This window comes from Streptomyces sp. NPDC031274, from assembly GCF_055570235.1.
In genome coordinates this window covers 1-26,800 of sequence record NZ_JBVIHP010000010.1, presented here as the reverse complement: position 1 = coordinate 26,800, position 26,800 = coordinate 1, and the positions used below count along the sequence as shown (strand labels likewise).

Sequence of the window (26,800 nt, the reverse complement as noted above, 5' to 3'; positions counted from 1 at the left end):
GACAGGGAGATAAGGTAAGCCTCACCTTATCTGCCTGAGGGGATCATTGTGCGTGCGTGGGACGTGAAGGCCGTCGTCGGCCTGTCCGTGATCGGAATGCTGCTGACCGGCTGCTCGTCGGGCGGCGACAGCGGGGCGGAAGGCAAGGGCGCGGCCGAAGGGTCCCGCAACAAGGTGGCCGGAGCCGCCGAGGGGCCGACCGCGGCCCCCGACGAACTGACCGGCACCATGGGGTCGAAAGCCACGGACGGGGACTTCCCGCGCACCGTCGGCCACTACGAGGGCAAGACCGAGATCTCCGAACAGCCGAAGCGGATAGCCGCCCTCAGTACCGGCCAACTCGACGACCTGCTCACCCTGGGCCTGGTCCCCACGGCCACCACGCGCGCCGACAACGCCGGTCTTGTGCCCGACTATCTGCGCGACGCCTTCCCCCGTGACAAGTCCCGGCTCGCGAAGATGACCGACGCGGGCACCCGCTCCGCGCCCAACCTGGAGAGCCTGGAGGCGGCCCAGCCGGACCTGATCCTGGTCAACCAGTCTCTCGCGGACCTCTACCCCAAGTTGTCGAAGATCGCGCCGACGGTCGTGACCAAGGGGCAGGGCATCAACTGGAAGCGCGATCTGCTCCTGGTCGGCGCGGCCGTCGGAAAGGGCGAGCAGGCCAAGAGCCTGCTCGACGACATCACCGACGAGGCGGCCGCCGAGGGGAAGAAGACCGACGGCACCGGCACCACCGTGTCCATGGTGCGCTTCACACCCGACAGGACCCGGATGTTCGGTGTCTCCTCCTTCACCGGGTCCCTCGCCGTCGACATGGGCGTCGGACGACCCAAGTCCCAGAAGTTCAGGGCGATTTCCGAGGACATCAGCACCGAGCGCATCGACCTCGCGGACGGCGACTGGATCTTCTACTCGGTCCAGGGCGACCCCAAGAAGACGGACGCCGGAAGCGTGCTCGCCGGGCCGCTGTGGAAGTCCCTGAAGGGGGTCGAGGCCGGACATGCCGTCAAGGTCGACGACGACCCGTGGTACCTCAACGCGGGCCCGACGGCGGCCCGGTTGGTGGTCAAGCAGCTCGCGGCGTCGCTCGGCGCATGAGCTCCCGTACAGCTGGGGCGAGTTGGCTGGCGGTCGCGCTGGGTCTCACCGTCGCTGCCGCCGCCCTCAGCCTCGCCGTCGGCACCCGGTCGGTGCCGCTGTCCACCGTTCTCGACGCGGTGCTGCACCATGCGGACTCACCGGACGCTCTCGTGGTGCGGTCACTGCGGGTGCCCCGCACCGCTGTGGGACTCGCCGCGGGCGCGGCCCTCGGTCTGTCCGGGGCCGCGCTCCAGGCCGTCACCCGCAATCCCCTCGCCGACCCGGGCATCCTCGGGCTGAGCCAGGGAGCGGCGGCCGGGGTCGTCCTCGCCATCGCGACCGGCCTGGCGAGCGGGTTCTCCGGGTACGTCTGGTACGCCTTCGGAGGTGCGGTCGTCGCCGCCTGCGTCGTGTACGCCATTGCCGCACGCGGCCGGGGCGGGGCCTCACCGGTCAAGCTCGCGCTCGCCGGGACGGCGTTCTCCGCGATGGTGGCGGGCGCCACCACCGCTCTGCTGACGTCGAGTTCGGCCACCCTCGACCAGTTCCGGTTCTGGCAGGCGGGTTCGCTGGCCGGCCGCGATGCCGGGATCGTCACGCAGATGCTGCCGTTCATGGTCGCCGGGGCGCTGCTCGTCCTTGGCTGCGCGCGAGGCCTCGACGCGCTCGTCCTCGGTGACGACACCGCGCGGGCCCTCGGCCACAAGGTGCACACCGTGCGGATCTGCGCGGCGCTCGGCGCCACCGTCCTGACCGCGGCGGCCGTCGCGGCATCGGGGCCCATCGCCTTCGTCGGCCTGGCCGTCCCGCACCTGGCCCGCCGCATGGTCCGCGGCGGCCACCGCACGCTGCTGCCGCTCTCCGCTCTGCTCGGCGCCTGTCTGCTGCTCGCGGCCGACGTGGCGGGGCGGGTGGTGCGGGCGCCCGCGGAGGTACCGGCCGGGGTGATGACCGCGCTGGTCGGGGTGCCCGTACTGATCGTGCTCGTACGGAGAAAGGGAGCGGCCACGTGAAAGGCAACGGTGGCACGGTGACCACCGCCCACCCGCCCGCCGCCGGTCAGACGGTCCTGCGCCGCCGTCGCGTGTCCCTCCTCCTGCACCGGCGTTCCGCTGCCACGGCCACCGTGCTCCTGGTCCTGCTCGCCGCGGCGATGGCCGTGTCGGTCTGCGCGGGCCAGAACTATGTCGCGCCCGGCGACGTATGGGACGTCCTGCGCGGCAGGACGAGCCCGTACACCCTGGTCGTCTCGGAGCTGCGCGTCCCGCGCATCGTGCTCGGGGCACTGGTCGGCGCGGCGCTCGGGGTCTCCGGCGCTCTGGTGCAGACCGTCACCCGCAACCCGCTCGCCAGCCCCGACGTCCTCGGCGTCGGACACGGCGCCGCGGCGGCGACCGTGCTGCTGCTCGCCACCGGCACGGTGACCTCACCGGGCGCCCTGCCCGCCGTCTCGGTCGCGGGCGGTCTGGGGGCGGCGGCGCTGGTGTACGCGGTGGCGTGGCAGCGGCACGGAGTGCGGGCGAACCGCTTCGTCCTGACGGGAGTCGGGATCGGGGTGGCCCTGTCCGCGATCGTCCAGCTCTACCTCACGGACAGCGACCAGGCCGCAGCCGAGCAGGTCAAACTGTGGCTCGCGGGCAGCCTCAACGGACGCGGGTGGGAACAGACGGTCCCGCTCACCTGGATCCTGCTGCTGTGCCTGCCCGCCCTGCCCTGGGCCGCGCGTGCGCAGCGCTACCTGAGCCTGGACGACGACACCGCGGCGGCCCTGGGAGTACGGGTACGGCCGACCCAACTCGGCCTGACGGTCCTGGGCGTGATTCTCGCGGCGACCGCGACCGGGGCCGCGGGACCCATCGGTTTCGTCGCCCTCACCGCACCACAGCTGGCCCGCCGTCTCACCAGGACCGCCCATCTCCCGCTTGTGTGCGCCGCGTTGACGGGTGCGATCACCGTGGTGGGTGCGGACCTCGCCGCCCGCACCCTGGTGCCGCCGCTGGAGATCCCGGTCGGCGCGCTCACGGCGCTGGTCGGCGGCCCGTACCTGCTGTGGCTCCTCGGCAAGGGGGACGGCAACGGCATCCGGTGAGGGCGCCCTGACCGGCTACAGCAGCTTCGCGATCGCCTCCGCCGTGTCCGTCTCGCCGAGCCTCGGGAAGATCTTCTCGACGCTGTTGCGGTGTGCGTCGGCGTCCATGTCGGTCACGGCGTCGACGGCGACCGTGACGTGGTAGCCGTGCTCGTGCGCCGCGCGGGCCGTCGACTCGACGCCGATGCTCGTCGCGATGCCGGCGACCACGACCTGGGTGACGCCTCGGCGGCGCAGCTGGAGGTCCAGGTCGGTGCCGTAGAAGGCGCCCCACTGCTGCTTGGTGACGACGATGTCGCTGTCCTCGCGCCCGAGTTCGGGAACAAGGTCCGCCCAGTCGGCGGGCACGTAGCCGCCGCGAGCGGGCCCTTCGGTGCGCCCGGGGGCGCCACCGGTGACACGGACCAGGACGACGGGCAGACCCCGCTCACGGAAGGCGTCGGCCAGGCGGGCGGACCGCTCGACGATCTCCGCGGAGGGGTGGGCCGTGGGCAGGCCGGTGATGCCCTTCTGGAGGTCGACGAGGACGAGCGCCGTGGTGGGGTCGAGGGCGGTGGCAGTCATGGATCAGATCTCTTTCTTCCGTGGGGCGTACGGGGACGGGGCCGGGGAGCTGGTCAGGCGCGGGCGCGCAGGGCCCGGTCCGTGAGGGTCAGGGCGACCAGGGCGAGCGCGAGGACGACGCCGACCGCACCCATGAGGTGCAGTCCGGCGTCGTCGGCCCGCTGCCCGTAGGCCAGGCCGATCAGTCCTGACGCGGCGATGGCGCCGATGTACTGCGCCGTGCGCTGCAGCCCGGCGGCGGAGCCGATCTCGTCGGCCGGGGCGAAACTCTGCACGGCGGCTTGGTTGCTGGTGCCCATGAGGCCCTGCGGGATGCCGAAGCAGGCGCCGGCCAGGAGGAGCACGGCGAGCGGTGTGCCGCCGGAGGTGAAGAAGAGCAGCGCGCTGCCCACGACGAGCAGGACGGAGGCGATGCCCAGCGGGGCGCGGATGCCCTTCGTACGGGCACCGAGCAGTGAACAGGCAAGGGCGGCAAGGGACATGGGCAGCATGACGAGCCCGGTGTGCAGGGACGAGAGGCCGCGGGCCTCTTCCAGCCACTGGGTGAAGCCGTACATCACGCAGTAGACGACCAGGTAGCTCAGGCCGTGCCGCAGGTACGTGCGGGCCAGTGCGTGGTTGCGGCCGAGCATGCGCAGGTCGATGAAGGGGTGCGGGTGGCGCAGCTGCCACCAGGCCAGCACGGTGGAGAGCACCGCCACGGGGGCGAGAAGCCACCACAGAGGGTGCGCCAGGTCGAGCAGGAAGACGACGAGGCAGGTCAGCGCACCGGTGAAGAGCAGGGTGCCGAGCGGGTCGAGGCCGCCCGGCACGGCCTTGCCCGGCCGCTCCCCGCGCGGCGGGTCCTTGGGGATCCAGCGGAGCGCCGCGCCGTACGCGAGGAGTGCGACGGGGACGTTGACGGCGAAGATGCCGCGCCATCCGGCGGTCGCGACGAGGAGTCCGCCGAGCGTCGGTCCGATCGCCGCGCTGCCGAGCGCGGCGAAGGAGAGCCTGCCGAGGACGGTGCGCGGGGTCGTCCTGCCGAGCCTGCGCGACTCGTCGCGCAGGACGGCCATGGCGGCGGGGTAGGCCGCCGAGGTGCCTATGCCCAGGAGCAATCGGGAGACGAGCAGCCAGGCGAAGCCCGGGGCGAGCGTGCCGACGAGCCCGGAGGCGACGACGACCACGAGTCCGCCGAGGAAGACCCGGCGCGGCCCGATGCTGTCGGCGAGTTTGCCGAGCACGGGCTGGGAGACGGCGCTCGCGAGGTAGAGGACGGACACGAGCCAGGCGGTGTCGGCGGCGCCCACGCCGAAGTCGTGCCCGATCGCCACCAGGGCGGTGGAGATCATCGTGGTGTTGAGCGGGTTGAGCAGTGAGCCGAGGAGGAGGGGTGCGGTGAGCCGCGCCCCGAAGGCGGGACGCTCGGCCGCCGCGGGGCGGGCCGGGGCGTCCGCCTTCGCCCTCACTTCTGCACCAACCGCTCCAACAGCACGATGGCATCGGCCAGTTGGCGGCGCTCCGCCGGGTCGAATCCGTCGGCGAGGGCCGTCGAGAGCCAGTCGTGCTTGGCGGCCCGCATCTCGGTGAGGGTGCGATGCCCCTGATCGGTCACGGAGACGACGGACTGCCGCCCGTCGTCGGGATCGGGGGCGCGCTCGACGAGTCCCATCTCCTCGAGCGCGCTCACGGTCAGCCGCATGGACTGCGGCCGGACGAGCTCCTCGCGGGCCAGGCCCGCGGTGGTGGTGGGGCCTTTGCGGTCGAGGCGGGCGAGCACGGAACGCTGCGTGGGGCTGAGTCCGGTCGCCGGTGTCACGCCGCGCAGGCGTCGCACGAGTCGCCGGACGACGTTCGACAGATCGGCGGCGATCTGCTCGGGAGCCGAGTCGCCGGAGGGGGGTGCGCTCATGTGCGCCACCGTACGAGATAGGCAGGCAACCTTGCAAGGTTGCCTGCCTATCTCCTCTGCATGCGGACCAGCGGACGCGTACTAGCGGATCGGCATCCCCGACAACGTCCGCGCGATCACCAGACGCTGGATCTCGCTCGTACCCTCGAAGATCGTGTAGATCGCGGCGTCCCGGTGCATGCGCTCCACCGGGTACTCACGCGTGAAGCCGTTTCCACCGAGGATCTGCACCGCCTGGGCGGTGACCTTCTTGGCGACCTCGCTCGCGTACAGCTTCGACATGGAGCCCTCGGCCGACTCGAACTTCTTGCCCGTGCTCGCCATCCACGAAGCGCGCCAGACGAGCAGACGGGCCGCGTCGATCTGCGTACGCATGTCGGCGAGCTGGAAGGCGATGCCCTGGTTGTCGATGATCGGGCGACCGAACTGCGTACGCGTCTTGGCGTATTCGAGAGCCTCTTCGTACGCGGCTCGGGCCGTGCCCACGGCCATGGCACCGACGGCCGGGCGGGACGCCTCGAAAGTGGCCATCGCGGCGTTCTTCACGCGCTCCCCGCCGGTCTTGGCGCGCTCCCTGGCGCGGGCGAGGCGCTCGTCCAGCTTCTCCTTGCCGCCGAGCAGGCAGTGACCGGGGACGCGGACGTCCTCAAGGACGACCTCGGCGGTGTGCGAGGCGCGGATGCCGTGCTTCTTGAACTTCTGGCCCTGGGAGAGGCCGGGGGTGTTCGGCGGGACGATGAAGGAGGCATGGCCCTTGGAGCCGAGGTCGGCGTCGACGACCGCGACGACGACGTGGACGTTGGCGATGCCGCCGTTGGTCGCCCAGGTCTTGGTGCCGTTGAGGACCCACTCGTCCTTGGCCTCGTCATAGACGGCGCGGGTGCGCATGGCCGCCACGTCGGAGCCCGCGTCGGGCTCCGAGGAGCAGAAGGCGGCGAGCTTGACGTCGTTCACGTCGCCGTACATCTGCGGGATCCAGGTGCCGATCTGCTCCTCGGTGCCGTTGGCGAGGACGCCGACGGCGGCCAGGCCCGTGCCCATGATGGACAGGCCGATGCCCGCGTCACCCCAGAAGATCTCCTCGGTCGCCATCACGATGCCCAGGCCCGTGGGGTCGAAGAACTGCTGGGCGTAGAAGTCGAGGGAGTAGATCCCCAGCTTCGAAGCCTCCTGGATGATCGGCCAGGGGGTCTCCTCACGCTCGTCCCATTCGGCGGCCGCGGGGCGGATCACGTCAGCGGCGAACCCGTGGAGCCAGTCCCGGACCTCCTTCTGTTCGTCGTTGAGCTCCATGGTGAACTCGGCCATGACCCCTCCAGGACCTGCGGTGAAGACATACGTTACTTGCGGTAACTGGAGTCTGTTACCGGCCGGTAGCCGATGTCAACTCCCGGCCGCCCGTTCGATGGACGCCGAGCGCGGGGTGTTACGTTGCGCATGCGTAACGCAATCGCATGGGCGGGGAGAGAATCGCTATGGAGACCACCACAGAGCAGACCGATCAGCAACGGTCTGCGGAGCGCCGGCGGCGCGAGTTGCTGGAGGCCGCCGACCGGGTGGTGCTGCGTGACGGGCCCGGCGCCTCGATGAACGCCATCGCCGCCGAGGCCGGCATCACCAAGCCGATCCTGTACCGGCACTTCGGCGACAAGGGCGGACTGTACGCCGCGCTCGCCAAACGGCACACCGACGCGCTCCTCGGCTCGCTGCGCGCCGCCCTCGACGCCCCGGCCGAGCGCAGGGAGCGGGTCGAGCAGACGCTTGACACCTACCTCGCGGCGATCGAGGCCCGCCCGCAGGTCTACCGCTTCCTGATGCACCCCTCGGACGCCTCGAACTCCGGCGAGCAGGGCTTCGACGTGGGCCTGCACTCCGCCCCCGTCCTTCGGCGCATGGGCGAGGAGCTCGCGCAGGTCATCGAGGAGCGGGTCGACCTCGGTCCTGGCAGCGCCCAGCTCGCCCGCGTGTGGGGGCACGGCATCGTCGGCATGATGCACGCGGCCGGTGACTGGTGGCTCGGCGAACGGCCCTGCCCGCGCGCGGATCTGGTGAGCAGCCTGGCCGACCTGCTGTGGGGACGGCTCGCCGCTGCGGGCAACCGCATCGGCGGCCCCGGCTTCTGAGGGCCGAGGGCCCGCGGGAAGTCAGCTGCTCCAGGGCGCCTTGGCGGCGGCCCGCAGAACCTTGCGCCGCCGCCAGCCGGTGACGTGATCGGTGTAGACGCCGCCCTCCAAGTGGTCGCACTCGTGCTGCAGGCAGCGCGCGAACCAGCCGGTCCCGTGCACCCGCACCGGCTCACCGCGCAGGTCGACGCCCTCCACCACCGCGTGGTCGAAGCGCGGCGTACCCGCCTCCAGGCCGGGCAGCGAGAGGCACCCCTCGGGGCCGCGCACGCTGATGCCGTCGGCCTCCACGAGGCGCGGGTTCACCACGTGCCCGAGATGACGCACATCGTCGTCGTCCGGGCAGTCGTACACGAAGACCCGCTGGTTCACGCCGATCTGGTTGGCGGCCAGACCCACGCCCTGGGCGGCGTACATCGTGGCGTACATGTCCTCGATGAGCCGCGCCAGTTCGGGTCCGAAGTCGGTGACCTGCTCGCACGGCTTGTGCAGCACGGGGTCGCCGAGCAGAGTCAGGGGTCGTACGCGCCCTGAGGCGCCCGGGATCGAGCCGTGTCGCATGGCCGCAAGGGTACGGTCCTTGGAAAGCCCCGGGGTCGGGGTGGTGCCGCGGTTCGGGCTTGTGAGTGGATCTCGATAGGCTGAGGTTCATCGCGTTGCCGGGGGCAGTCGCGGCGCCGTACGCAAGGAGGATCCAGAACTGATGGCAGGCAACACGGACCCGCTGTCGCCGCGGGCCAAGCTGGCCGTGACGGCGGGCAAGGCGGCCGCGGCGGTGTCGCGCGCGGCGGGCCGCGGCAGCGGATCGGTGATCGGCGGCCGCGTTTCGCTCAAGCTCGACCCCGACCTGCTCGGGCGTCTTGCCACGCACCTCGATGTGGTGCTCGTCTCCGCCACGAACGGCAAGACGACCACGACCCGGCTGCTCGCGGAGGCGCTGCGCGCCAGCGGGCCCGTGGTGTCGAACGCCCTTGGCGCGAACATGCCGGCCGGGATCACCTCGGCCCTCGCGGGCGGCTCGGATGCCAGGTTCGGCGTGATCGAGGTCGACGAGAAGTACCTCGCCGGTGTCGCCCGTGATGTGACACCGAAGGCGATCGCGCTGCTCAACCTCTCGCGCGACCAGCTGGACCGCGCCGGCGAGACCCGCATGATGGCGGAGAACTGGCGCGAGGGCCTGGCCGGTTCCAAGGCGGTCGTGATCGCGAACGCGGACGACCCGCTGGTCGTCTGGGCGGCGTCCTCGTCGCCGAACGTGGTGTGGGTGGCCGCGGGACAGGAGTGGAAGGACGACGCCTGGTCGTGCCCCTCCTGCGGCGGTGTGATGCAGCGCCCCGGGGACGACTGGTTCTGCGGCGAGTGCGGCTTCCGCCGTCCCGCGCCCAGCTGGGTGCTCTCCGGCGACCACGTCCTCGACCCGCACGGCTCCGCCTGGCCGATCCATCTGCAGCTGCCGGGCCGGGCGAACAAGGCGAACGCGACCACGTCGGCCGCCGTCGCCGCCGTCTTCGGAGTGCCGCCCCAGGTCGCCCTGGAGCGGATGTACCAGGTGCAGGCGGTCGCCGGACGCTATGACGTCGTGCAGTTCCAGGGCCGCGATCTGCGTCTGCTGCTCGCGAAGAACCCGGCGGGCTGGCTCGAAACGTTTTCGCTGATCGACCCGCCGCCCACCCCGGTGGTGCTCTCCGTGAACGCCCGTGGCGCCGACGGCACCGACACCTCCTGGCTGTGGGACGTCGACTACACCCGCCTGGCGGGACACCCGATCTTCGTGCTCGGCGACCGCAAGCTGGACCTCGCCGTGCGTCTGGAGGTCGCGGGCCTCGACTTCCGGGTCTGCGAGTCACTCGACGAGGCCGTGCAGCTGGCGCCGCCCGGACGGATCGAGACGATCGCGAACTACACCGCGTTCCAGGACCTGCGCCGCCGCGTCGGCAACTGACCCCACCGGACCCTCTAGACCCTCGTAGGGACGAATGAGCATGAGCGACAACAGCCTGCGGCTGGTGTGGGTCTACCCCGACCTGCTGAGCACGTACGGAGACCAGGGCAACGCCCTGGTCGTGGAGCGCCGCGCCCAGCAGCGCGGCCTCCAGGTCGAGCGCTACGACGTGCGCAGCGACCAGCCGGTGCCCACCTCCGGCGACATCTATCTGATCGGCGGCGGCGAGGACCGCCCGCAGCGGCTCGCGGCCGAGCGCCTGCGCCGCGACGGCGGACTGCAGCGGGCCGTGGGCAACGGCGCGATCGTCTTCTCGGTGTGCGCGGGGTACCAGATCCTGGGCAACGAGTTCATCAACGACCTCGGCCAGCGCGAGCCGGGCCTCGGCCTGCTCGACGTGATCTCCACCCGCGGCGAGGGCGACCGGTGCGTCGGCGACGTCCTGGGCGACATCGACCCCCAGCTGGGCCTGCCCCCGCTGACCGGCTTCGAGAACCACCAGGGCATCACGCACATCGGCCCGTCGGCGCGGCCGTTCGCACGCGTCTCGCTCGGCCGGGGCAACGGCACGGGGGACGGCACCGAGGGCGCGTTCAACGGCACCGTCTTCGGCACGTACATGCACGGCCCCGTCCTCGCCCGCAACCCGCTCATCGCGGACCTGCTCCTGAAGCTGGCCCTCGACGTGAACGCGCTGCCGCCGACGGACGACCGCTGGTACGAGGCGCTGCGCGCCGAGCGCATGAACGCCGCACAGCAGCCCGCCTGATGCCCGTGCCGCACAGGTGAGCGGCACAGTCCAGCAGTCGGACGCCCGGTGCTGCCCCGCCCCCTCCCGCCTATAGGGTGGCGGGGTTCCCGCCGGACGACGTGGTCCGGACTCCGGCCCGCGTTGCAGAGGGCCCCTCTTTATGAAAGACGTTGGCGGGCTATGCGCATTGGTGTCCTCACGTCCGGCGGCGACTGCCCCGGTCTCAACGCTGTCATCCGTTCGGTCGTGCACCGCGCCGTCGTCGACCACGGCGACGAGGTCATCGGCTTCCACGACGGATGGCGTGGCCTGCTCGAATGCGACTACCGCAAGCTCGACCTGGACGCGGTGGGCGGCATCCTGGCACGTGGCGGAACGATTCTGGGCTCATCCCGTGTACAGCCCGCGCATCTGCGCGACGGCGTCGAGCGGGCCAAGGGCCACCTCGCCGACCTGGGCCTCGACGCGGTCATCCCGATCGGCGGCGAAGGCACGCTGAAGGCGGCCCGGCTCCTGTCGGACGCGGGGCTGCCGATCGTCGGGGTGCCCAAGACGATCGACAACGACATCGCGGTGACCGATGTGACGTTCGGCTTCGACACCGCGGTCGGCGTGGCGACCGAAGCCCTCGACCGTCTCAAGACGACCGCCGAGTCGCACCAGCGGGTCCTGATCGTCGAGGTCATGGGCCGGCACACCGGCTGGATCGCGCTGCACTCGGGCATGGCCGCGGGCGCCCACGCGATCGTCGTGCCCGAGCGGCCCTTCGACATTGAGGAACTGGCGCGCAAGGTCGGCGAACGGTTCTCCGCGGGCAAGAAGTTCGCGATCGTCGTGGCCGCCGAGGGCGCCAAGCCCCGTGAGGGCTCCATGGCGTTCGACGAGGGCATCAAGGACATGTACGGCCACGAGCGGTTCGCCGGCATCGCCCGGCAGCTCTCCATCGAACTGGAGCAGCGCCTGGGCAAGGAGGCGCGTCCGGTGATCCTCGGGCACGTCCAGCGCGGCGGCACCCCCACCGCGTACGACCGCGTGCTCGCCACCCGCTTCGGCTGGCACGCCGTGGAGGCCGTGCACCGCGGCGAGTTCGGCAAGATGACGGCGCTGCGCGGCACGGACATCACGATGGTCCCGCTCGCCGAGGCCGTCGAGACGCTGAAGACGGTGCCGGACGAGCGCTACGCCGAGGCGGAGTGCGTCCTCTAGACCAAGCCTCGGACCAGGCTTCAGATCAGACTTCAGACCAGGCTTCAGGTCAGACTTCAGGTCAAGACTGATCACGCTTTAGATCAAGACTCAACGAACGGCCCCCGGACGCGTCGGCGCCCGGGGGCCGTTCTAGTCTGGTGCGGACACACAGCGCACAACCGCACGAATCAGGAGCCAGCGGATGGATCACAGCGGGCACGGCATGAACATGGATCTGCCGCCGTTCACGCTGGGGCGCGGGCTCGAGCTCTCGGCCGACCCCTTCTTCCTCATCGGCTCCCTGGTGGCCCTCGCCCTCTACGCCTGGGGCGTGGTGCGGCTCGTGCGACGCGGTGACAAGTGGCCGGTCGGCCGCGTCATTTCCTTCGTGGTGGGCGTGCTGACCATCCTGCTCGTGATGTGCACCAAGCTGAACGACTACGGCATGGTCATGTTCAGTGTGCACATGGTGCAGCACATGGTCATCAGCATGCTCTCGCCGATCCTGCTCCTGATGGGCGCCCCGATCACCCTCGCCCTGCGCGCGCTGCCGGTCGCGGCCCGTCGCGGTCACAAGGGCCCGCGCGAGTGGCTGCTGTGGGTCCTGCACAGCCGCTACATGAAGATCATCACGCACCCCGCGTTCACCATCCCGCTCTTCATCGCGAGCCTGTACGCGCTGTACTTCACGCCGATCTTCGACACCCTGATGGGGTCCAAGGTCGGCCACATCGGCATGATGGTGCACTTCCTCGCGGTCGGCCTTGTCTTCTTCTGGCCGATCATGGGCGTCGACCCGGGCCCGCACCGGCCCGGCTACATCATGCGGATGCTGGAGCTGTTCGCGGGCATGCCCTTCCACGCGTTCTTCGGCATCGCCCTGATGATGGCGTCCGAGCCGATGGTCGGCACCTACAAGAACCCGCCCTCCTCGCTCGGCATCGACGCCCTCGCCGATCAGACGGCCGCGGGCGGCATCGCGTGGGCGTTCAGCGAGGTGCCGTCGGTGCTCGTGCTGCTCGCGCTGCTCTTCCAGTGGTACCGCTCCGATCAGCGCCAGGCACGGCGTACGGACCGGGCCGCTGACCGTGACGGTGACAAGGAGCTGGAGGCGTACAACGCCTATCTCGCCTCACTGGCCGCGCGCGGGCGCTAGCGGCGAAGGGTGTTCGCGGGTCAGGATGGCCTTAGGCCGCGGTCTTGGCGTCAAGGCGTCGGGGCTGCCGGGAGGAGGCAGGGCGATGCCTGATTCTACGAAGACGATGGGTGTGTTCACCATCGGAGGTTTGGTGGCGGTGACCGCCTACACGGTCGCGCTCGGTAGCAACGGCTGGCTGTGGTTCGGCTGGGTCGTCATCGGGATGCTCACGCTGGCGATGGTGCTCTCGCGCAGCACCCCCTGAGGGGCGCCGCGCGGCAGCGAGGAGAGGTGCGGGGCGGGACGGCGCCCACCCGGAAACGGTCAGAAACGGAAGACGGCGCCTGTCGAGAACCCCATCTCGCAGGCGTTGCCGTACGTCTTCTGCCAGCTGACCGGCTTGCCGCGGTGGGTCCCCGTCGCGCTCACGGTGACCGGGGCGTACTGCTTGGTGCAGATTCCCTTCTTCGCCGGCAGCGCGTCGAAGTCGCCGCCCGCCGCGTCGATCGCCGCGCAGGCCTCGGCCATGTGCGGATGGTGTCCGGGCTGCTGCGTCACGCAGTCGAGCAGCACCCCGCGGACCCAGGCGTTGTCGTCCCCGGTGACGGTGAGGAAGACGCCGCTCGGCCGGGCGGGGGCCGTCTCGTCGGCCGCGTGGGCGGGCGCGGCCGCGGCGAGGGAGATCAGCGCGGCGGCGGTGGCCAGGGCCGGGTTCAGGCGGGACGTGGGGCGGGACCTCATGGGACCTCCTGGGACGGTGACGTGCTGCGTCGGAGAGAGGCCAGGCCACCTCCACGGCCGCCGCTCACCGAGCCGACACGCCGGGCGCTCACCCGTACGAGTCCGGTGCGGGGTCCGGATGGGCCTCCCGTCGGCCGAAGGGTCCGGGCCACGGGCTTCGTCGCTCCCTTCTCCCGTCGGGACGGCGCACCTAAACTGACCGCTGCGCGAGGACCCGTGACCTGCGACGACGCAGCACCCTGGCCGGTCCACCTACGTCAAGGAGCAACGGGTGTTCTACTACCTGCTCAAGTACGTCATCCTGGGGCCGCTGCTGCGGCTCATGTTCCGGCCGCGTATCGAGGGGCTCGAGCACATACCGGATTCCGGCGCGGCGATCGTGGCGGGCAACCATCTCTCGTTCGCGGACCACTTTCTGATGCCCGCCATCATCAAGCGGCGGATCACCTTCCTCGCGAAGGCCGAGTACTTCACGGGGCCGGGTCTCAGGGGCCGTCTCACGGCCGCGTTCTTCCACAGCGCCGGGCAGATCCCGGTGGATCGTTCCGGCAAGGAGGCGGGCCAGGCCGCGATCCGCGAGGGCCTGGGCGTGCTGCGCAAGGGGCAGCTGCTCGGCATCTATCCGGAGGGCACCCGCTCGCACGACGGGCGCCTCTACAAGGGGAAGGTCGGCGTCGCCGCGATGGCGCTCAAGGCCCAGGCACCGGTGATCCCGTGCGCGATGATCGGCACGTTCGAGGCGCAGCCGCCGGGTCAGAAGGTGCCCAACTTCCAGCGTGTGTCCGTCCGCTTCGGCGCCCCGCTGGACTTCTCGCGCTACGCGGGCATGGAGAACGAGAAGGCGGTCCTGCGGGCGGTCACCGACGAGATCATGTACGCCATCCTCGGGCTCTCAGGGCAGGAGTACGTCGACAAGTACGCAGCGGTCGTCAAGGCGGAGGAGGCCGAGCGGGACGCCGCGGCGAGGAGGCGGAAATTCCCCCGGATGCCGCTGAGTTGATGCCCTGGCGTACGGTCCGGCCGGCATCAGGGGGCGGCACGGTCCGGCACGACGGTCAGGCACGGGAGAAGAAGCGGATGAGCGAAGAGAGCTGAGGCGGCACAGCGAAGGGGCGACCGGGCGGACCCGGTCGCCCCTTGCTGAGACGCCTAGCGGCGGGCCGTTACGGCTTGGGCGTGGCGTGCGGGGTGCACGTCACGTCCTTGCTGTCCAGCTTGCCGGTGAGCAGGTAGGCCTCGACACGGTCGTTGAGGCACGGGTTGACCAGGTTCGTGATGCCGTGCGAACCGGCGTCCTTCTCCGTGATCAGACGCGAGCCCTTGAACCGCTTGTGCAGCTCGACAGCGCCCTCGTACGGCGTGGCCGCGTCGCGGGTCGACTGGGCGATGAGGACGGGCGGCAGGCCCTTGCCGGTCTTGACCTCGACCGGCTCGTGCTGCTTGCTCTTCCAGGTCGCGCAGGGCAGGTTCATCCAGGCGTTGGACCACGTCATGAACGGGTTGTCACGGTGGATGCGGGTGTTGTCGCGGTCCCACTTCTTCCAGCTGGTGGGCCACTTGGCGTCCGCGCACTCGACGGCCGTGTAGACGGCGTTGCCGTTCTCCGACGCGATGTTGCCCGCGGTGTCCGACAGGTCGGGGCTGGCTGCCTCGATCAGCGGCTTGGCGTCACCGGCGACGTACTTGCTGAAGTTCGTCGCGATCTCCACCCAGGCGGAGTCGTAGTACGGAGCGCTCTGGAAGTAGGCGATGAGCTCGGCGGGGCCGACGACCCCGCCGAGGGGCGCCTTCTTCGCGGCGGCACGCAGCTTGTCCCAGTTCTTGCTGACCTTCTCGGCGGTGTCGCCGAGGTGGAAGGTGGCGTCGTACTTGGCGACCCACTTCATCCAGTCCTTGAGACGGATCTCGAAGGCGACGTCCTGGTCGAGGTTGGCCTCGTACCAGATCTTCTTCTTCGACGGGTTGACCACCGAGTCGACGACCATACGACGCACGTGCGACGGGAAGAGCGTCCCGTAGACCGCGCCGAGGTAGGTGCCGTAGGAGACGCCGAGGAAGTTCAGCTTCTTCTCGCCGAGCGCGGCCCGGATGACGTCCAGGTCACGTGCGGTGTTCGGCGTCGTCATGTGCGGCAGCATCTCGCCGCTGCGCTCGGCACAGCCGTCCGCGTACTCGGCGGCCAGCTTGCGCTGGGCGCGCTTGTCCGCCTCGGAGTCCGGCACCGGGTCCTGCTTGGGAGCCTTGACGAACTCCTGCGGGTCCACGCAGGAGATGGGCGCCGAGTGACCGACACCGCGCGGCTCGAAGCCCACGAAGTCGTACGCCTTCGCCGTCTTCTCCCAGAGCTTGGCCTTGGTGACCACGCGGGCGGGGAAGCGGAGGCCGGAGGCGCCGGGGCCGCCCGGGTTGTAGAGAAGAGCGCCCTGGCGCTCCTTCTTCGTCCCGGTGTTGCCGATGCGGTCGACGGCAAGCTTGATCTTCTTGCCGTTGGGCTTGGCGTAGTCGAGCGGGACGGTGACCCAGCCGCACTTGATCGCCTTGTCCAGACCCCAGTCGTCGGGGCACGCCTGCCAGTCGATACCGGCCTTGGCGGCACGCTGCGCGGCGAGTGCGACACCGCGCGCCTCCGAGCTGGTGCGCTGGCGAGCGTCAGCGTTTCCGCTGCTCCGGCGGGCGTCGGCACTGGCGACGGGCGCCAAGATCGCGCCCGCTATGAGCGAGCCCGTGATCAGCGTGCCGGCTGCGCCGAATGCTGTGGTGCGTCTCAACTGGTTCCTCCCCCTGTCGATTTACCTGTCGATTTTCGAACAGTAGGAGGATCCTGTCGTTGAACAGGTTCAGTGCGACAGACCGAGCGGGTATTTCTTTACCAATCCGATAGACGGTGCACGGAACCCCGCTGAGCGGTTATGCCCCTGTTCAGGTGAGTGTGCGCAGCGCCTGGTCGAGAGTGCGCCGCACGCGCAGCGCGTCGGGAGCGACCACGGTGACGAGCACGGCGGGTCCGGCGAGCGGGGTGAGCGCGGCCGCTTCGCCGAGCAGCGCGGGCTCGGGACGGCTCCGCTCGAACTCAGGGCGTACGACGACGAGCTGCCCGATGGCGCGATGCCCCGCAAGGACAGCGGGGCCGTCCCATCCGCCGGGCGCGCCGGGGCCGCAGGAGAGCTCCTGATCCAGGAGCAGCCGACCGGCACGGCGCACGGTCAGGCGGCTGGTGAGACGTCCCGAGTCTTCACCGGTCCGCCCGAGCACCTGCTCCTCCCGCAGCACGAGGCTCGCGCTCTCCGCGAGCTCGGCCCGCGTGGTGACCCGTAGATCACTCTCGCGTACGGAGATCAACTGCTCCGGCAGCCAGCACAGTTCGGCGTCCTCACCGACCGAGAGCCGCACGTCGTACCGCGCCTGCTCCTTCGACTGCCCCGGCAGGGCGAGCGTGGCGGCGGCCGAGCCGATACGCAGCCGGGCCCCTTCGTGGGCGGCGGCCTCGACGGTGAGGTGATCACCCCCGAGGGGGCCGCTCATCGCTCCGACGAGGGTGACGTGGGCGCCTGCTCCGGCCGACCGGGTGCGGCGCGGGACGATCGGCCCGTGACCGTCCAGCACGGGCAGGGCGGTGCCGCCCCGCCCGTCACCTCGCGCGGTGATGCGGGCCGTGCCGCGCACCCCGGATGCCGCGACGGCGTGCACGGTCATGCGGACGCGGTCCAGGCGGCGTACTGGGCACGCACCCAGGCGGCGACGGGAGCGATGCCCTCGTCGGACCTCAGGGACTGGAAGATCACGGGCAGTTCGGCACGCTGGGCCTTGGCGTCCGCGGCCATCCCTGCGAGGTCGGAGCCGACGTACGGGGCGAGGTCGGTCTTGTTGACGACGAGCAGATCGGCGGTGGTGACGCCGGGGCCGCCCTTGCGCGGGATGTCGTCGCCGCCCGCGACGTCGATCACGAAGATCTGCGCGTCGACGAGTCCCTTGGAGAAGGTGGCGGTGAGGTTGTCCCCGCCGGACTCGACGAGGATCAGGTCCAGCGGCCCGACCTCGTCCTCGAGGTCCTCCACGGCCTCCAGGTTGGCGGAGATGTCGTCACGGATCGCGGTGTGCGGGCAGGCGCCGGTCTCCACGGCGGTGATCCGCTCGGGCGGAAGCACGGCCTCGCGCAGCAGGAACTCGGCGTCCTCACGGGTGTAGATGTCGTTCGTGACGACAGCGAGGGCACGCTCGTCCCGCAGCTCCTTGCAGAGCGCGGCGACGGTGGCGGTCTTGCCGGACCCGACGGGCCCGCCGAGCCCGATCCGCAGGGCACGACGGCGCCCGTCGGGGCGGTGGGCGTCGGCGCTCACGGCGGCGGATTCGTCGTGGGAGTGGTTGAGGTGCATGGTGCGACTCCTATGGTTCAGCAATTCGTTTCGCCCTGTACGACAGGGTTTTGCGGTGGGGCGCCGCGCGAGGGGGGGCCGGAGCTTCCCTATGACGCGAACAGCCGCGCGGGCCACCCCGCGTGTGCTTCCGCCCCGACCTCGAGCAGCGGCGCGGAGGCCGCGGGCAGCGCGTCGACCCCGTCGACCAGCGCCTCCCGCGCCGCGTCCGCCGCGGCCCGCGCCACGAGGTCGAGCTCGGGCGCAAGGCGGGCAAGCACGCCCGTCGCGTCGAACGGGTCGAGACTCAGCAACCGGACGGTCGCCGTCGCGGGCCCGCTGACGCTCTCATACACCGAGCAGTACGCGGCGTCCTGCGCATCCAGCCCCGCCGCCCGGGCGGCGAGCCCGAGAACGACGGGCTGGTGTGCCCCCTTGGGCCGGGCAGCGGCCAGCTGGTCCAGCGAGGGATCGGGCCACGCGGCTCGCGCGGCCCGCATCATCTGCCGCCCGAGCCGCCGCCCGGCGACCCGCAGCGCGGCCGAGGGCGTCCGCGCGTCGGCGGCCTCGTCAAGCTCCAGCGGGTCGAACCCGAGCGCGGCCGCCGCCGCCAGTGAGGCCGACACGAGCCCCGTCGTGTGCAGCCGGCCCCGGCAGAACTCCTCCAGGTCGGCTCCGCCGGTGATACGCCCTGCCTTGACGGCTTCCTCGGCCCCGCCGGAGTGTGCGTGCCCTCCGGCGGGAAACCGGCCGTCGGCCAGAACGAGTAGTGCGGCTCTGGACATAACGGCGCCCGTCAGAACAGGAAGTACCGCTGTGCGAGCGGCAGTTCGGCGGCGGGCGACGGCTCGACCAGCTCACCGTCGATGGTGACGGCGAAGCTGTCGGGAGCGACCTCGACCCTCGGCAGAGCGTCGTTCTCGCGCATGTCCGCCTTCGTGCGCCCGCGCGTCGAGCGGATCGCGGTGAACTCCTTGGCCAGACCGAGACGTTCGGGCAGCCCGTCGTCAAGCGCCGACTGCGTCACGAAGTTGAGCGAGTTGAGCCCCGGCGCCTTGCCGTGCGCGCCGAACATGGGCCGCGGAAGGACCGGCTGCGGCGTGGGGATCGAGGCATTGGCATCGCCCATCTGCGCGTAGGCGATCTGCCCGCCCTTGATGACCACCAGCGGCTTGACGCCGAAGAAGACCGGGTCCCACAGCACCAGGTCGGCGAGCTTTCCGCTCTCCACCGAGCCGATCACGTGGTCGACGCCCTGCGCGACGGCCGCGTTGATCGTGTACTTGGCGACATAGCGACGCGCACGCCGGTTGTCCGCACGCGAGTCCCCCGGCAGGAAACCACGCCGTCGCTTCATCACGTGCGCGGTCTGCCATGTACGCATGACGACCTCGCCGATGCGCCCCATGGCCTGCGAGTCCGACGACATGATCGAGATGGCGCCGAGGTCGTGCAGGATGTCCTCGGCCCCGATGGTGGTGGGCCGGATCCGCGACTCGGCGAAGGCGAGGTCCTCGGGGACCGCCGCGTTGAGGTGATGGCAGACCATCAGCATGTCGAGGTGTTCCTCGATGGTGTTGACGGTGTGCGGCCGGGTCGGGTTGGTGGAGCTCGGCAGCATGTTCGGCAGGGACACCGCCGTGATCATGTCCGGGGCGTGCCCGCCGCCCGCGCCTTCGACGTGGAAGGCGTGCAGCGTGCGGCCCGCGACGGCGTCGAACGTGTCGCCGACGAAGCCGGCCTCGTTGAGGGTGTCGGTGTGGACGGCGAGCTGGGCCCCCGTGTCCTCGCAGACGTTCAGGCACGCGTCGATGGTGGCGGGCGTCGCGCCCCAGTCCTCGTGGATCTTGAAGCTGACGGCTCCGGCGCGCAGTTGGGCGTGCATGGACTCGGTGGAGACCGTGTTGCCCTTGCCGAGGAAGCCGATGTTGACCGGACTCGACTCCATCGCCGCGAACATCCGGGCCAGGTGCCACGCGCCGGGGGTGATGGTGGTGGCCTTGCTGCCCTCGGCCGGTCCGGTGCCGCCGCCGATGAGGGTGGTGACTCCGGAGGCGAGCGCCTCGTCGACGATGGTCGGCGAGATGAAGTGGATATGGGTGTCGATGGCGCCCGCGGTGAGGATCTTGCCGTTGCCCGCGAGCACTTCGGTCTCGGGGCCGATGACGAGATCGGGGTGTACGCCGTCCATCGTGTCCGGGTTGCCGGACTTGCCGATGCCGGTGATCCGGCCGTCGCGTATGCCGACGTCGGCCTTGACGATGCCCCAGTGATCGATGATCACGGCGCCGGTGATGACGGTGTCGGGGGCTCCTTCGGCGCGCGTCGTGCGCGACTGCCCCATCGACTCACGGATGACCTTGCCGCCGCCGAACACCGACTCGTCGCCGGAGAGTCCGGGGCCGCCGGAGCGGTCCTCCTCGATCTCGACGAGGAGATCGGTGTCGGCGAGCCGGATCCGGTCGCCCGTGGTGGGGCCGAACAGGTCCGCGTACGCGGCGCGGGACAGCTCAGGCATCGAGGGCACCTCCGGTCTCGCCGCGCAGACCGGGCACGATCCGCAGACCGGCCAGGGGGACGAGTTCGACGTCGACGGGGATTCCGGGCTCGAAGCGCACGGCGGTGCCGGCGGCGATGTTGAGCCGCTTGCCGTGCGCGGCGGCACGGTCGAAGTCGAGACCGGGGTTGGCCTCGGCGAAGTGGTAGTGGGAACCGACCTGGACGGGGCGGTCGGCGGCGTTCAGGACGGTGAGGGGGGTGACCTCGCGGCCTTCGTTGAAGGCGACGGGCTCGTCGGCGAAGAGGATCTCGCCGGGGATGACGGGTTGCGCGGAACTCATGTCTCGGCCCCCGTCAGACGATCGGATCGTGGACGGTGACGAGCTTGGTGCCGTCCGGGAAGGTGGCCTCGACCTGGACGTCGTGGATCATCTCGGGGATGCCGCTCATGACGTCGTCGCGGGTGAGCACCTTGCGTCCCGATGACATGAGCTCGGCGACGGTGCGGCCGTCGCGGGCGCCTTCGAGAATGTGGGACGTGATCAGAGCGATCGCCTCGGGGTGGTTGAGCCGCAGTCCCCGCGCCCTTCGCTTCTCGGCCACGTCCGCGGCCACATGGATGAGCAGTCTCTCCTGCTCGTGCGGGGTCAGTTGCACGCGTCCCACCTCACAGTCCTCGCTCCGGACCGTGCGGGGTCCGGCTGCCGCGGCCACCGCGACGGATATAGATGTAACACACAGGCAGTACGCTTGATCTTGCGCACCCCGGTTACAAAACCCCTGGTGGCGTGGCTTTGCAGGCTAGTTGGGAGGAGTTTCAACGAGGTTAACCAGCGCTTGACTGCTTCATGACCATCAGCAGGGCTGCCCCATACCCATCAGCTGGGCTGCCCCATGCTCATCAGGCCGCGCAGACCGTCCTGCAGGGCTTCCACCGGCACCTCGTCGAACAGCGCGAGCTGCGCGGCGACCCCCTGGGCCGCGGCGACCATCACCCGCGCGACATGGTCGGCCGGGATGTCGTCACGCATCATGCCCGCCGCCTGACACCCCTCGACGATCTTCACCCAGGCCACGCGCACCTTGGCGTACCCCTGCTTCATCAGGGTGGCCAGCTCCTCGCTGCGCAAAGTCTCCGCCCACACCTGGACGATCAGCCGCGGGAAGTACGAGGACTCCCCCTCCCCGCCTCCCGGCCTCCGGCCGAGCACCTGAGTCAGGACGCGGTCGACCAGCACGTCCGGCGGTGGCGGCGGTCGTAGGCACGCGCATCCCAGTAGGAGCTCAGCCCATGTCCACGTCGGTCGCCACCCCGCCTCCACAGGGCCGCCGCATGGTGGCGGTGGCCATCCTGGTCTCCGCGCTCGTGGCCCTGGCTCTAGGGGCCTTCGCCTGGCCCGCCACCAGGACCGCCCCTCGCGACCTGCCGCTCGGCGTCGCGGGGCCCGCCGCGGCGACGGCTCCCCTCCAGTCCCAACTGGCGGAGCACAAGGGTGCGTTCGACATCCATCAGTACGCCGATGAGGCCGCGGCCCGCGACGCCATCGAGGACCGCGCCGTGTACGGGGCTGTCGTCGTCACGCCGCAAGGAATGAAGCTCCTTACCGCGACGGCGGCCAGCCCGGTGGTCGCCCAACTCCTTGAGCAGGCGGTCACCGGGCAGGCTGCTCCTGCGCTCAGAGCTCGTCCGTAGAACCTGGCGGGCCCGCTGCGCGCCTACTCCGTCGGCGACGACCTTCGCCAGAACAGGTGGTGCGCCACGCCGCTCGGGCTGGGTACGACCTCCAGGTGGAACCGGTCGAGCAGCTCATCGGGGGAATCCCAGAGGCGGAGCCCGGACCCGAGCTTCAACGGCGAGACCGCCACATGCAGGGTGTCGACGAGGTCGGCATCGAGGAACTGCCGGATGGTGGTGACCCCGCCGCCGAGTCGTACGTCCCTGCCCTGTGCCGCTTCCCGCGCCCGTTCGAGGACCGTGGCCGGATCGCCGTCGACGAAGTGGAACGTGGTGTCGGAGAGCGTGACCGACGGACGCTTGTGGTGGGTCATGACGAACACCGGCGTGTGGAACGGGGGCTCCTCCCCCCACCAGCCCTGCCACTCGTGGTCCGGCCAGGGCCCGCGCTGGGGTCCGAACTTGTTGCGGCCCATGATCTCGGCGCCGATGTTGCGTGCGAAGTCTCGCGTGAAGTAGTCGTCGAGGCCGCGGCTTCCTCCGGAATCCGTGCGCATGGGCCAGCTCGCTGTGGCTCCGGCCCAGGCGAACAGCCTCTCGGGATGATCGAGGCCGAACGGCAGGTCGAGCCTCTGGTGCTCACCGGCACCGATGCCGTCAGCCGAAACGTTGAAGTTCATGACTCTCAGCAGTTGATCCACGTGTTCCCTCGTCAGGTCCTGTCGCGTCATCGTGCGGCGGGGCGCCACACACCATGACGTCGAACGGGACGTTGCCGGATCGACAGCGGCCCACAGCTATTTTCCAGAACTTTCCAAGGCGCGCCGAAAGCCGGTCCCTTCAGGGCATGAGGGGGAGCTTGCCGACCATCTTGTCGACCGGGTTGCGGGGGCCGACGATGCTGACCGCGCAGTAGTCCATGTCCTCGGTCCGGGTCTCGCCCACGGCCGCGATGAAGTCGCTGTAGACGCGGGTGCTCTGGGCGGCGGCGGGCACGTCGGCCATGAAGGTGTCGGTGCGGGAGGCCGCCTTGGCGCGGATGGTGCGCAGCGTGGCGGAGTCGGCGACGAGCACCGAGCAGCCCGCCCAGGGCAGGCCCGGGTGGATGGTGCCTTCCTCATCGGTGGCGTCGGTGCCAAGGAGGCCGGGGACAGCGGTCACCGTGGGGGCGGCGGCGCAGATGGCGGCGTTGGCGGCCCGGCCGGGAGGCAGGTCGGCGTTGACGACCACGACCCACTTCAGCCGGGCCTTGCGGGTGGAAAGACTGAAGTCCACCTCTTCCGGCGCGAAGCCCACCGTTTCCGGCGCGAAGTCCACTGTCGCCGTGCTCGGTGCGTTCATCACAGACATGGCAATCCTCTTTACTCATGCGGTCAGATCCGGGAATGCTAGGCATATGTACTGGGTCGCGGCGCTGAATCCGCATTTAGTTCGGCCTTAGAGACGCTCGCGGAGGCTCCGGCGCACGTGGTGCGGCGATCGGGCGGAAACTCCGTCGCTCGTGTGGCGGAGCGACCGCGCGGCAGCGCGGGCAGGCAGGTGGTGATCATTCCGGCGAGGATCAGTGCGCAACCGGCCCACGCCGGCGGAGGAAGGTGCTCGTGGAGGAGCAGCACGCCGATCAGGGCCGCGGCCAGGGGCTCGGCGAGGCTGAGCGTCCCGGCCACGGTCGCCCGCACCCTGACGAGACCCGCGGTGAACAGCCAGTAAGCGGCAGCCGTGGTGGCCACGCCGAGCCAGCCGATCAGGGCGAGGGTGGAGCCGTCGCGCAGCGGGGTGGTGTCGGTGATCATCCAGGGCAGCAGAGGGAGCGAGCCGAGGAGCAGGGAGAGCGCGGAGAGCGTGGGCAGATCGGCGGCGCGGCTGGCGGCGGCCATCTGCTTCGCGAAGACGGTGTACAGGCCGTAGCAGGCACCCGCGGCCACCGCCAGGAGCAGGCCGAGCAGATCCACACGGCCTCCGCTGCCCGGCGCCAGCAACAGGGCGCAGCCTGCGACGGCCGCGACGGTGCCGGTCATCCAGCCGGCGCCCATCCGCTCACCGACGACCAGCCGGGCGCACACGCCGGTCACCGCGGGCGCGGCGCCCAGGGCGATCACCGTGGCCAGAGCCGCCCCGGTCCGCGACACCGAGGAGAGGAAGGCCGCCTGGTAGACGCCCGTCGAGACCGCGCAGACCAGCAGCGGGCGCAGGACTGTGCCCTCGGCTAGAACCCGGAGCTTCCTCGGGCGGCACGCGGTGAGCGCCCCGAGGATCAGCCCGCCCACGACCAGCCGCCAGCCGCCGAGGGCCGCCGGCTCCATGGGATCGTCCGCCAGGACCTGAGCAGGGCCGACCGTGCCCCACAGCACCGCCGCCGCAAGCACAAGACCCGCACCGAAGGCCGGGCCGTTCTTCCGTGTATCCATGGCGGCGAGACTAGGCAGGAATCCGGCAAGCACCTCCGCTTGCCGAACTTCGTCCGACATACAGTGGATTTCATGGAACTTGATGCACTCGACAGGGCCCTGCTGCGGGAACTGCAGAACGATGCACGGCAGACCAACCGCGAGCTGGCGGCCAGGACCGGGGTCTCCCCCTCGACCTCACTGGAACGCGTCAGGCTGCTCCGCGAGCGCGGCGTCATCACCGGCTACCACGCGGCCCTTGACCTCGACGCCGCCGGCCGCCCCGTCCAGGCGCTCATCTCGGTGCGGATCCGGCCGCCGGCCCGCCCGGTCATCGAGGGATTCCGCGAGTGGGCCGCCCGACTGCCCGAGGTGATCGGCCTGTTCGTCACCTCCGGCGCTCACGACTTCCTCATCCACATCGCCGTCCCGGACGTCGACAGCGTGTACGCCTTCGTCATCGACCGTCTCACCGAACGCCGCGAAGTCGCCGACGTACAGACCACGATGATCTACGAGCACGTCCAGTCCCGCTGCATCGAGCCGACGAGCCCCGATCGGCCCCGCTCCTCGCACAGAAGCCGCTGACGTTCTCAGCAGCCGATGTTCTCGACGGCTGACGTTCTCAACGGCTGACGTTCTCAACATCCATACGGCTAGGTCGCGTTGGGGCCCCGGTGTTCGGCGGCGATGCCGAAGCGCTGCCGCTCCCCCGCGCCGGACGACGGGGCGGAGGTCGGGCGCAGCGACGAGACGGAGCTGACCACCTGCTCCCCGTCGGCGTCGGCCTTGGGCAACTGCTCGAGTCGCTCCAGGTCGGCGGCGGAGACAAGGGCCACAAGTGGCTTGCCGTGACGGGTGACGACCACCCGCTCATCGCCGTAGACGACGCGGTTGATCAGATCGGCGAGCTCTGCCCGGGCTTGCGTCACCGGAATCTCGTAGGCCATGTTCCCCAGCTTAACCGGCACCCGGCACGGCCATCAGGCTCGCGCGGCACGGGTTCGCCGCAGGTCAGAGGGGGCGCCATCCGCATCAGGAGCGGCGCTACCGCCTTGGTTCGTCGCCGCTCTCGGCGTCGTGCTGGGCCAGGAGCGTGAGGAGTTCCGCGACGGCGAGGCCTGATTCGGCGGGGTGGCGCAGGATGGTCCCCGCTTCGATGAGATACGCGTTGGAACGGCCCTGACGCGTATGGGAGAGATAGCCACCCCCCTCCAGATCAGCGACGATCTTCTGTACGGCCCGCTCGGTGAGCCGACAGCGAGCGGCGATGTCCCGGATGCGGGTGGCGGGGTCGTCGGCGATCGCGGCAAGGACACGGGCGTGGTTGGTGAGGAACGTCCAACCGCTGTGTGGTTCAGGTACTTCACCCATCGCTCCAAGATAGGGCGTCTGATTCGCGCATTCAAAAGGACGAACTACGTTTCCGGTATCTCTTGACGGGTGAACCTCGACGGGCCGACTCTGAGTGAGGTGACGACGCACGGATGCTACGGAGCTGCCGCCATGACAGAACGTGCACTTACCGCGCGGCTCGCGCGGGACATCGAAGCCGCTCCGGACAGCGAAATCGCTCCGGACGGCGGGGTCGAGCAGTGCCCGAGCGCCGAACTCTGTCAGCTGCGGCGGGCCATGGAGACGCGGCCCGTCATCGACATGGCGCGCGGAGTTCTGATGGCCTCCTTCGGCCTGAGCGCCGAGCACGCGTGGGACGTCCTGGTCTCCGTCTCCCAGAACACGAACACCAAGCTGCACCTCGTGGCTGATGAGCTGGTCAGCGCCGTCGCAGGAGGAGAGATTCCGAAGCCGTATCGGCGGCAACTGGCCGCGATCGTCGCCCAGCTCCAGGGACTACCAGCGGCATCTGGCACGGATGAGGGATGAGCCCGGCACAACACCGGCCCCTTCCTTCTCACGGGACTCTCCGGTTTCCGTCCGCGTGGCGGGGGCACCCGTGCCAACTCCACCCCCGAAGGGAGGCATTGATGGAGTGGGTACACGGCGCGCTCTGCGCGCGCGAGGACCCCGAGTTGTTCTTCCCCGTCAGCGCGGCGGGACCTGCGCTGCGCGAGGAGCTGGCCGCCAAGCGGATCTGCTTGCGGTGCCCGGTGCTCCGGCCCTGCCTCACCTGGGCTCTCGACAGCGGTCAGGCGTTCGGAGTCTGGGGCGGAGCCAACGCGGAGGAGCGTGCGGTGCTGCGACGAAAGGCCGACAGCTCCGCACGCGCACACCTCAGTTCCGCGGAGTCGCGCTAGCCCCGCGGAGTCACGGCAAGTGCCGGGGGGTGCCCCTATGACTTTGGTCAAGGGGTTGGGGCGGGTTGGGCTTCGTAGAAGGTGCCGTCGCGGAGCATCGCGAAGAGGACGTCGGCTCG

At 70.4% G+C, this 26,800-nt stretch carries 32 protein-coding genes and 1 pseudogene; 14 read left to right on the top strand and 19 right to left on the bottom strand.

From position 1 onward, the window contains the following. Nucleotides 1-48 precede the first annotated feature (48 nt). From ACZ5CR_RS17675 to ACZ5CR_RS17665, 3 genes are read left to right on the top strand one after another with little or no spacing between them, the layout of a single operon-like run. Entirely contained in the window at nt 49-1,101 is a 1,053-nt protein-coding gene (locus ACZ5CR_RS17675; protein ID WP_468858294.1) for an ABC transporter substrate-binding protein, read from the top strand. Beyond that, complete coding sequence (locus ACZ5CR_RS17670; protein ID WP_468858292.1) at nt 1,098-2,096, top strand: FecCD family ABC transporter permease; 999 nt, start codon at nt 1,098-1,100, stop codon at nt 2,094-2,096. Before ACZ5CR_RS17675 ends, ACZ5CR_RS17670 begins: the two co-directional genes overlap by 4 nt. After that, nucleotides 2,093-3,172, top strand: coding sequence for a FecCD family ABC transporter permease (locus ACZ5CR_RS17665; RefSeq protein ID WP_468858290.1), 1,080 nt, complete (start codon nt 2,093-2,095; stop codon nt 3,170-3,172). The genes ACZ5CR_RS17670 and ACZ5CR_RS17665 overlap by 4 nt, the downstream gene beginning before the upstream one ends. A 15-nt stretch (nt 3,173-3,187) precedes the next feature. On the opposite strand, the gene ACZ5CR_RS17660 is transcribed toward ACZ5CR_RS17665, so the two are convergent. The 4 genes from ACZ5CR_RS17660 to ACZ5CR_RS17645 all read right to left on the bottom strand — a co-directional run bounded on the left by ACZ5CR_RS17660 (nt 3,188) and on the right by ACZ5CR_RS17645 (nt 6,938). After that, nucleotides 3,188-3,736, bottom strand: coding sequence for an isochorismatase family protein (locus ACZ5CR_RS17660; protein WP_468858287.1), 549 nt, complete (start codon nt 3,734-3,736; stop codon nt 3,188-3,190). Nucleotides 3,737-3,789: 53 nt separating this feature from the next. Beyond that, complete coding sequence (locus ACZ5CR_RS17655; protein ID WP_468858285.1) at nt 3,790-5,187, bottom strand: MFS transporter; 1,398 nt, start codon at nt 5,185-5,187, stop codon at nt 3,790-3,792. Continuing rightward, nucleotides 5,184-5,630, bottom strand: a complete 447-nt coding sequence (locus ACZ5CR_RS17650) for a MarR family winged helix-turn-helix transcriptional regulator (RefSeq protein WP_468858283.1) — start codon at nt 5,628-5,630, stop codon at nt 5,184-5,186. Before ACZ5CR_RS17650 ends, ACZ5CR_RS17655 begins: the two co-directional genes overlap by 4 nt. A gap of 81 nt (nt 5,631-5,711) precedes the next feature. Further along, complete coding sequence (locus ACZ5CR_RS17645) at nt 5,712-6,938, bottom strand: acyl-CoA dehydrogenase family protein (RefSeq protein WP_389906592.1); 1,227 nt, start codon at nt 6,936-6,938, stop codon at nt 5,712-5,714. Between the two features lie 167 nt (nt 6,939-7,105). Between ACZ5CR_RS17645 and ACZ5CR_RS17640 the strand changes: the two genes are divergently transcribed. Next, nucleotides 7,106-7,753 carry a TetR/AcrR family transcriptional regulator gene (locus ACZ5CR_RS17640; protein ID WP_468858280.1) on the top strand — a complete coding sequence of 216 codons (648 nt, stop codon included), beginning with the start codon at nt 7,106-7,108 and terminating at the stop codon, nt 7,751-7,753. 21 nt (nt 7,754-7,774) lie between these two features. Here ACZ5CR_RS17640 and def read toward each other — a convergent pair whose 3' ends face one another. Continuing rightward, nucleotides 7,775-8,314 carry a peptide deformylase gene (gene def, locus ACZ5CR_RS17635; RefSeq protein WP_468858278.1) on the bottom strand — a complete coding sequence of 180 codons (540 nt, stop codon included), beginning with the start codon at nt 8,312-8,314 and terminating at the stop codon, nt 7,775-7,777. A gap of 142 nt (nt 8,315-8,456) precedes the next feature. Here def and ACZ5CR_RS17630 point away from each other — a divergent pair, with 142 nt between their 5' ends. The 5 genes from ACZ5CR_RS17630 to ACZ5CR_RS17610 all read left to right on the top strand — a co-directional run bounded on the left by ACZ5CR_RS17630 (nt 8,457) and on the right by ACZ5CR_RS17610 (nt 13,037). Beyond that, nucleotides 8,457-9,695, top strand: a complete 1,239-nt coding sequence (locus ACZ5CR_RS17630) for a MurT ligase domain-containing protein (RefSeq protein ID WP_389906589.1) — start codon at nt 8,457-8,459, stop codon at nt 9,693-9,695. A gap of 40 nt (nt 9,696-9,735) precedes the next feature. Continuing rightward, nucleotides 9,736-10,464, top strand: a complete 729-nt coding sequence (locus ACZ5CR_RS17625) for a type 1 glutamine amidotransferase (RefSeq protein WP_389906588.1) — start codon at nt 9,736-9,738, stop codon at nt 10,462-10,464. A gap of 162 nt (nt 10,465-10,626) precedes the next feature. After that, on the top strand, nt 10,627-11,652 hold the full coding sequence (locus tag ACZ5CR_RS17620; protein WP_453533885.1) for a 6-phosphofructokinase: 1,026 nt from the start codon (nt 10,627-10,629) through the stop codon (nt 11,650-11,652). A gap of 184 nt (nt 11,653-11,836) precedes the next feature. After that, nucleotides 11,837-12,790 carry a cytochrome c oxidase assembly protein gene (locus ACZ5CR_RS17615; protein WP_468858275.1) on the top strand — a complete coding sequence of 318 codons (954 nt, stop codon included), beginning with the start codon at nt 11,837-11,839 and terminating at the stop codon, nt 12,788-12,790. Between the two features lie 85 nt (nt 12,791-12,875). Continuing rightward, entirely contained in the window at nt 12,876-13,037 is a 162-nt protein-coding gene (locus ACZ5CR_RS17610; RefSeq protein ID WP_190078913.1) for a hypothetical protein, read from the top strand. Nucleotides 13,038-13,096: 59 nt separating this feature from the next. Here ACZ5CR_RS17610 and ACZ5CR_RS17605 read toward each other — a convergent pair whose 3' ends face one another. Continuing rightward, complete coding sequence (locus tag ACZ5CR_RS17605) at nt 13,097-13,513, bottom strand: SSI family serine proteinase inhibitor (RefSeq protein WP_468858273.1); 417 nt, start codon at nt 13,511-13,513, stop codon at nt 13,097-13,099. 271 nt (nt 13,514-13,784) lie between these two features. Between ACZ5CR_RS17605 and ACZ5CR_RS17600 the strand changes: the two genes are divergently transcribed. Further along, nucleotides 13,785-14,513: a lysophospholipid acyltransferase family protein gene (locus ACZ5CR_RS17600; RefSeq protein ID WP_468858272.1), complete on the top strand. Its 729-nt coding sequence runs from the start codon at nt 13,785-13,787 to the stop codon at nt 14,511-14,513. A gap of 163 nt (nt 14,514-14,676) precedes the next feature. On the opposite strand, the gene ACZ5CR_RS17595 is transcribed toward ACZ5CR_RS17600, so the two are convergent. From ACZ5CR_RS17595 to ACZ5CR_RS17560, 8 genes are all read right to left on the bottom strand, one after another. Beyond that, nucleotides 14,677-16,281: an alpha/beta hydrolase gene (locus ACZ5CR_RS17595; RefSeq protein ID WP_468858270.1), complete on the bottom strand. Its 1,605-nt coding sequence runs from the start codon at nt 16,279-16,281 to the stop codon at nt 14,677-14,679. Nucleotides 16,282-16,432: 151 nt separating this feature from the next. Beyond that, a complete protein-coding gene (locus ACZ5CR_RS17590) occupies nt 16,433-17,206 on the bottom strand; it encodes an urease accessory protein UreD (protein ID WP_468858268.1) in 774 nt (257 codons plus the stop codon). Continuing rightward, nucleotides 17,203-17,886, bottom strand: coding sequence for an urease accessory protein UreG (gene ureG / locus ACZ5CR_RS17585; RefSeq protein WP_389906582.1), 684 nt, complete (start codon nt 17,884-17,886; stop codon nt 17,203-17,205). Before ureG ends, ACZ5CR_RS17590 begins: the two co-directional genes overlap by 4 nt. A gap of 89 nt (nt 17,887-17,975) precedes the next feature. Beyond that, on the bottom strand, nt 17,976-18,650 hold the full coding sequence (locus ACZ5CR_RS17580) for an urease accessory protein UreF (RefSeq protein ID WP_468858267.1): 675 nt from the start codon (nt 18,648-18,650) through the stop codon (nt 17,976-17,978). An 11-nt stretch (nt 18,651-18,661) separates the two neighbouring features. Next, a complete protein-coding gene (locus ACZ5CR_RS17575; protein WP_468858265.1) occupies nt 18,662-20,383 on the bottom strand; it encodes an urease subunit alpha in 1,722 nt (573 codons plus the stop codon). Continuing rightward, nucleotides 20,376-20,705, bottom strand: coding sequence for an urease subunit beta (locus ACZ5CR_RS17570; protein WP_468858263.1), 330 nt, complete (start codon nt 20,703-20,705; stop codon nt 20,376-20,378). The genes ACZ5CR_RS17575 and ACZ5CR_RS17570 overlap by 8 nt, the downstream gene beginning before the upstream one ends. 13 nt (nt 20,706-20,718) lie before the next feature. After that, a complete protein-coding gene (locus ACZ5CR_RS17565; protein ID WP_190078901.1) occupies nt 20,719-21,021 on the bottom strand; it encodes an urease subunit gamma in 303 nt (100 codons plus the stop codon). A 221-nt stretch (nt 21,022-21,242) separates the two neighbouring features. Next, nucleotides 21,243-21,602 carry a TetR family transcriptional regulator C-terminal domain-containing protein gene (locus ACZ5CR_RS17560; RefSeq protein ID WP_468858261.1) on the bottom strand — a complete coding sequence of 120 codons (360 nt, stop codon included), beginning with the start codon at nt 21,600-21,602 and terminating at the stop codon, nt 21,243-21,245. Between the two features lie 53 nt (nt 21,603-21,655). On the opposite strand from ACZ5CR_RS17560, the pseudogene ACZ5CR_RS17555 reads away from it, so the two are divergent. Then, nucleotides 21,656-22,033 (top strand): annotated as a pseudogene (locus ACZ5CR_RS17555) (ABC transporter permease); the annotation flags it as partial. 47 nt (nt 22,034-22,080) lie between these two features. On the opposite strand, the gene ACZ5CR_RS17550 reads toward ACZ5CR_RS17555, so the two are convergent. The 3 genes from ACZ5CR_RS17550 to ACZ5CR_RS17540 form a co-directional block, all read right to left on the bottom strand. Beyond that, nucleotides 22,081-22,740: a dihydrofolate reductase family protein gene (locus ACZ5CR_RS17550; RefSeq protein WP_468858259.1), complete on the bottom strand. Its 660-nt coding sequence runs from the start codon at nt 22,738-22,740 to the stop codon at nt 22,081-22,083. Nucleotides 22,741-22,879: 139 nt separating this feature from the next. Further along, nucleotides 22,880-23,380 carry a DUF2000 domain-containing protein gene (locus ACZ5CR_RS17545; RefSeq protein ID WP_468858258.1) on the bottom strand — a complete coding sequence of 167 codons (501 nt, stop codon included), beginning with the start codon at nt 23,378-23,380 and terminating at the stop codon, nt 22,880-22,882. A gap of 47 nt (nt 23,381-23,427) precedes the next feature. Further along, nucleotides 23,428-24,447: a DMT family transporter gene (locus ACZ5CR_RS17540; RefSeq protein ID WP_468858256.1), complete on the bottom strand. Its 1,020-nt coding sequence runs from the start codon at nt 24,445-24,447 to the stop codon at nt 23,428-23,430. Between the two features lie 72 nt (nt 24,448-24,519). Here ACZ5CR_RS17540 and ACZ5CR_RS17535 point away from each other — a divergent pair, with 72 nt between their 5' ends. Beyond that, nucleotides 24,520-25,014 carry an Lrp/AsnC family transcriptional regulator gene (locus tag ACZ5CR_RS17535; RefSeq protein WP_468858255.1) on the top strand — a complete coding sequence of 165 codons (495 nt, stop codon included), beginning with the start codon at nt 24,520-24,522 and terminating at the stop codon, nt 25,012-25,014. A gap of 68 nt (nt 25,015-25,082) precedes the next feature. On the opposite strand, the gene ACZ5CR_RS17530 is transcribed toward ACZ5CR_RS17535, so the two are convergent. Both ACZ5CR_RS17530 and ACZ5CR_RS17525 read right to left on the bottom strand, forming a co-directional pair. Further along, complete coding sequence (locus ACZ5CR_RS17530) at nt 25,083-25,376, bottom strand: type II toxin-antitoxin system Phd/YefM family antitoxin (protein ID WP_468858254.1); 294 nt, start codon at nt 25,374-25,376, stop codon at nt 25,083-25,085. 97 nt (nt 25,377-25,473) lie between these two features. Continuing rightward, entirely contained in the window at nt 25,474-25,800 is a 327-nt protein-coding gene (locus ACZ5CR_RS17525) for a MarR family transcriptional regulator (protein WP_468858252.1), read from the bottom strand. Nucleotides 25,801-25,932: 132 nt separating this feature from the next. Between ACZ5CR_RS17525 and ACZ5CR_RS17520 the strand changes: the two genes are divergently transcribed. After that, entirely contained in the window at nt 25,933-26,310 is a 378-nt protein-coding gene (locus tag ACZ5CR_RS17520) for an ANTAR domain-containing protein (protein WP_468858250.1), read from the top strand. Between the two features lie 101 nt (nt 26,311-26,411). Further along, entirely contained in the window at nt 26,412-26,681 is a 270-nt protein-coding gene (locus ACZ5CR_RS17515; protein WP_468858248.1) for a WhiB family transcriptional regulator, read from the top strand. The last annotated feature ends 119 nt before the right edge of the window (nt 26,682-26,800 follow it).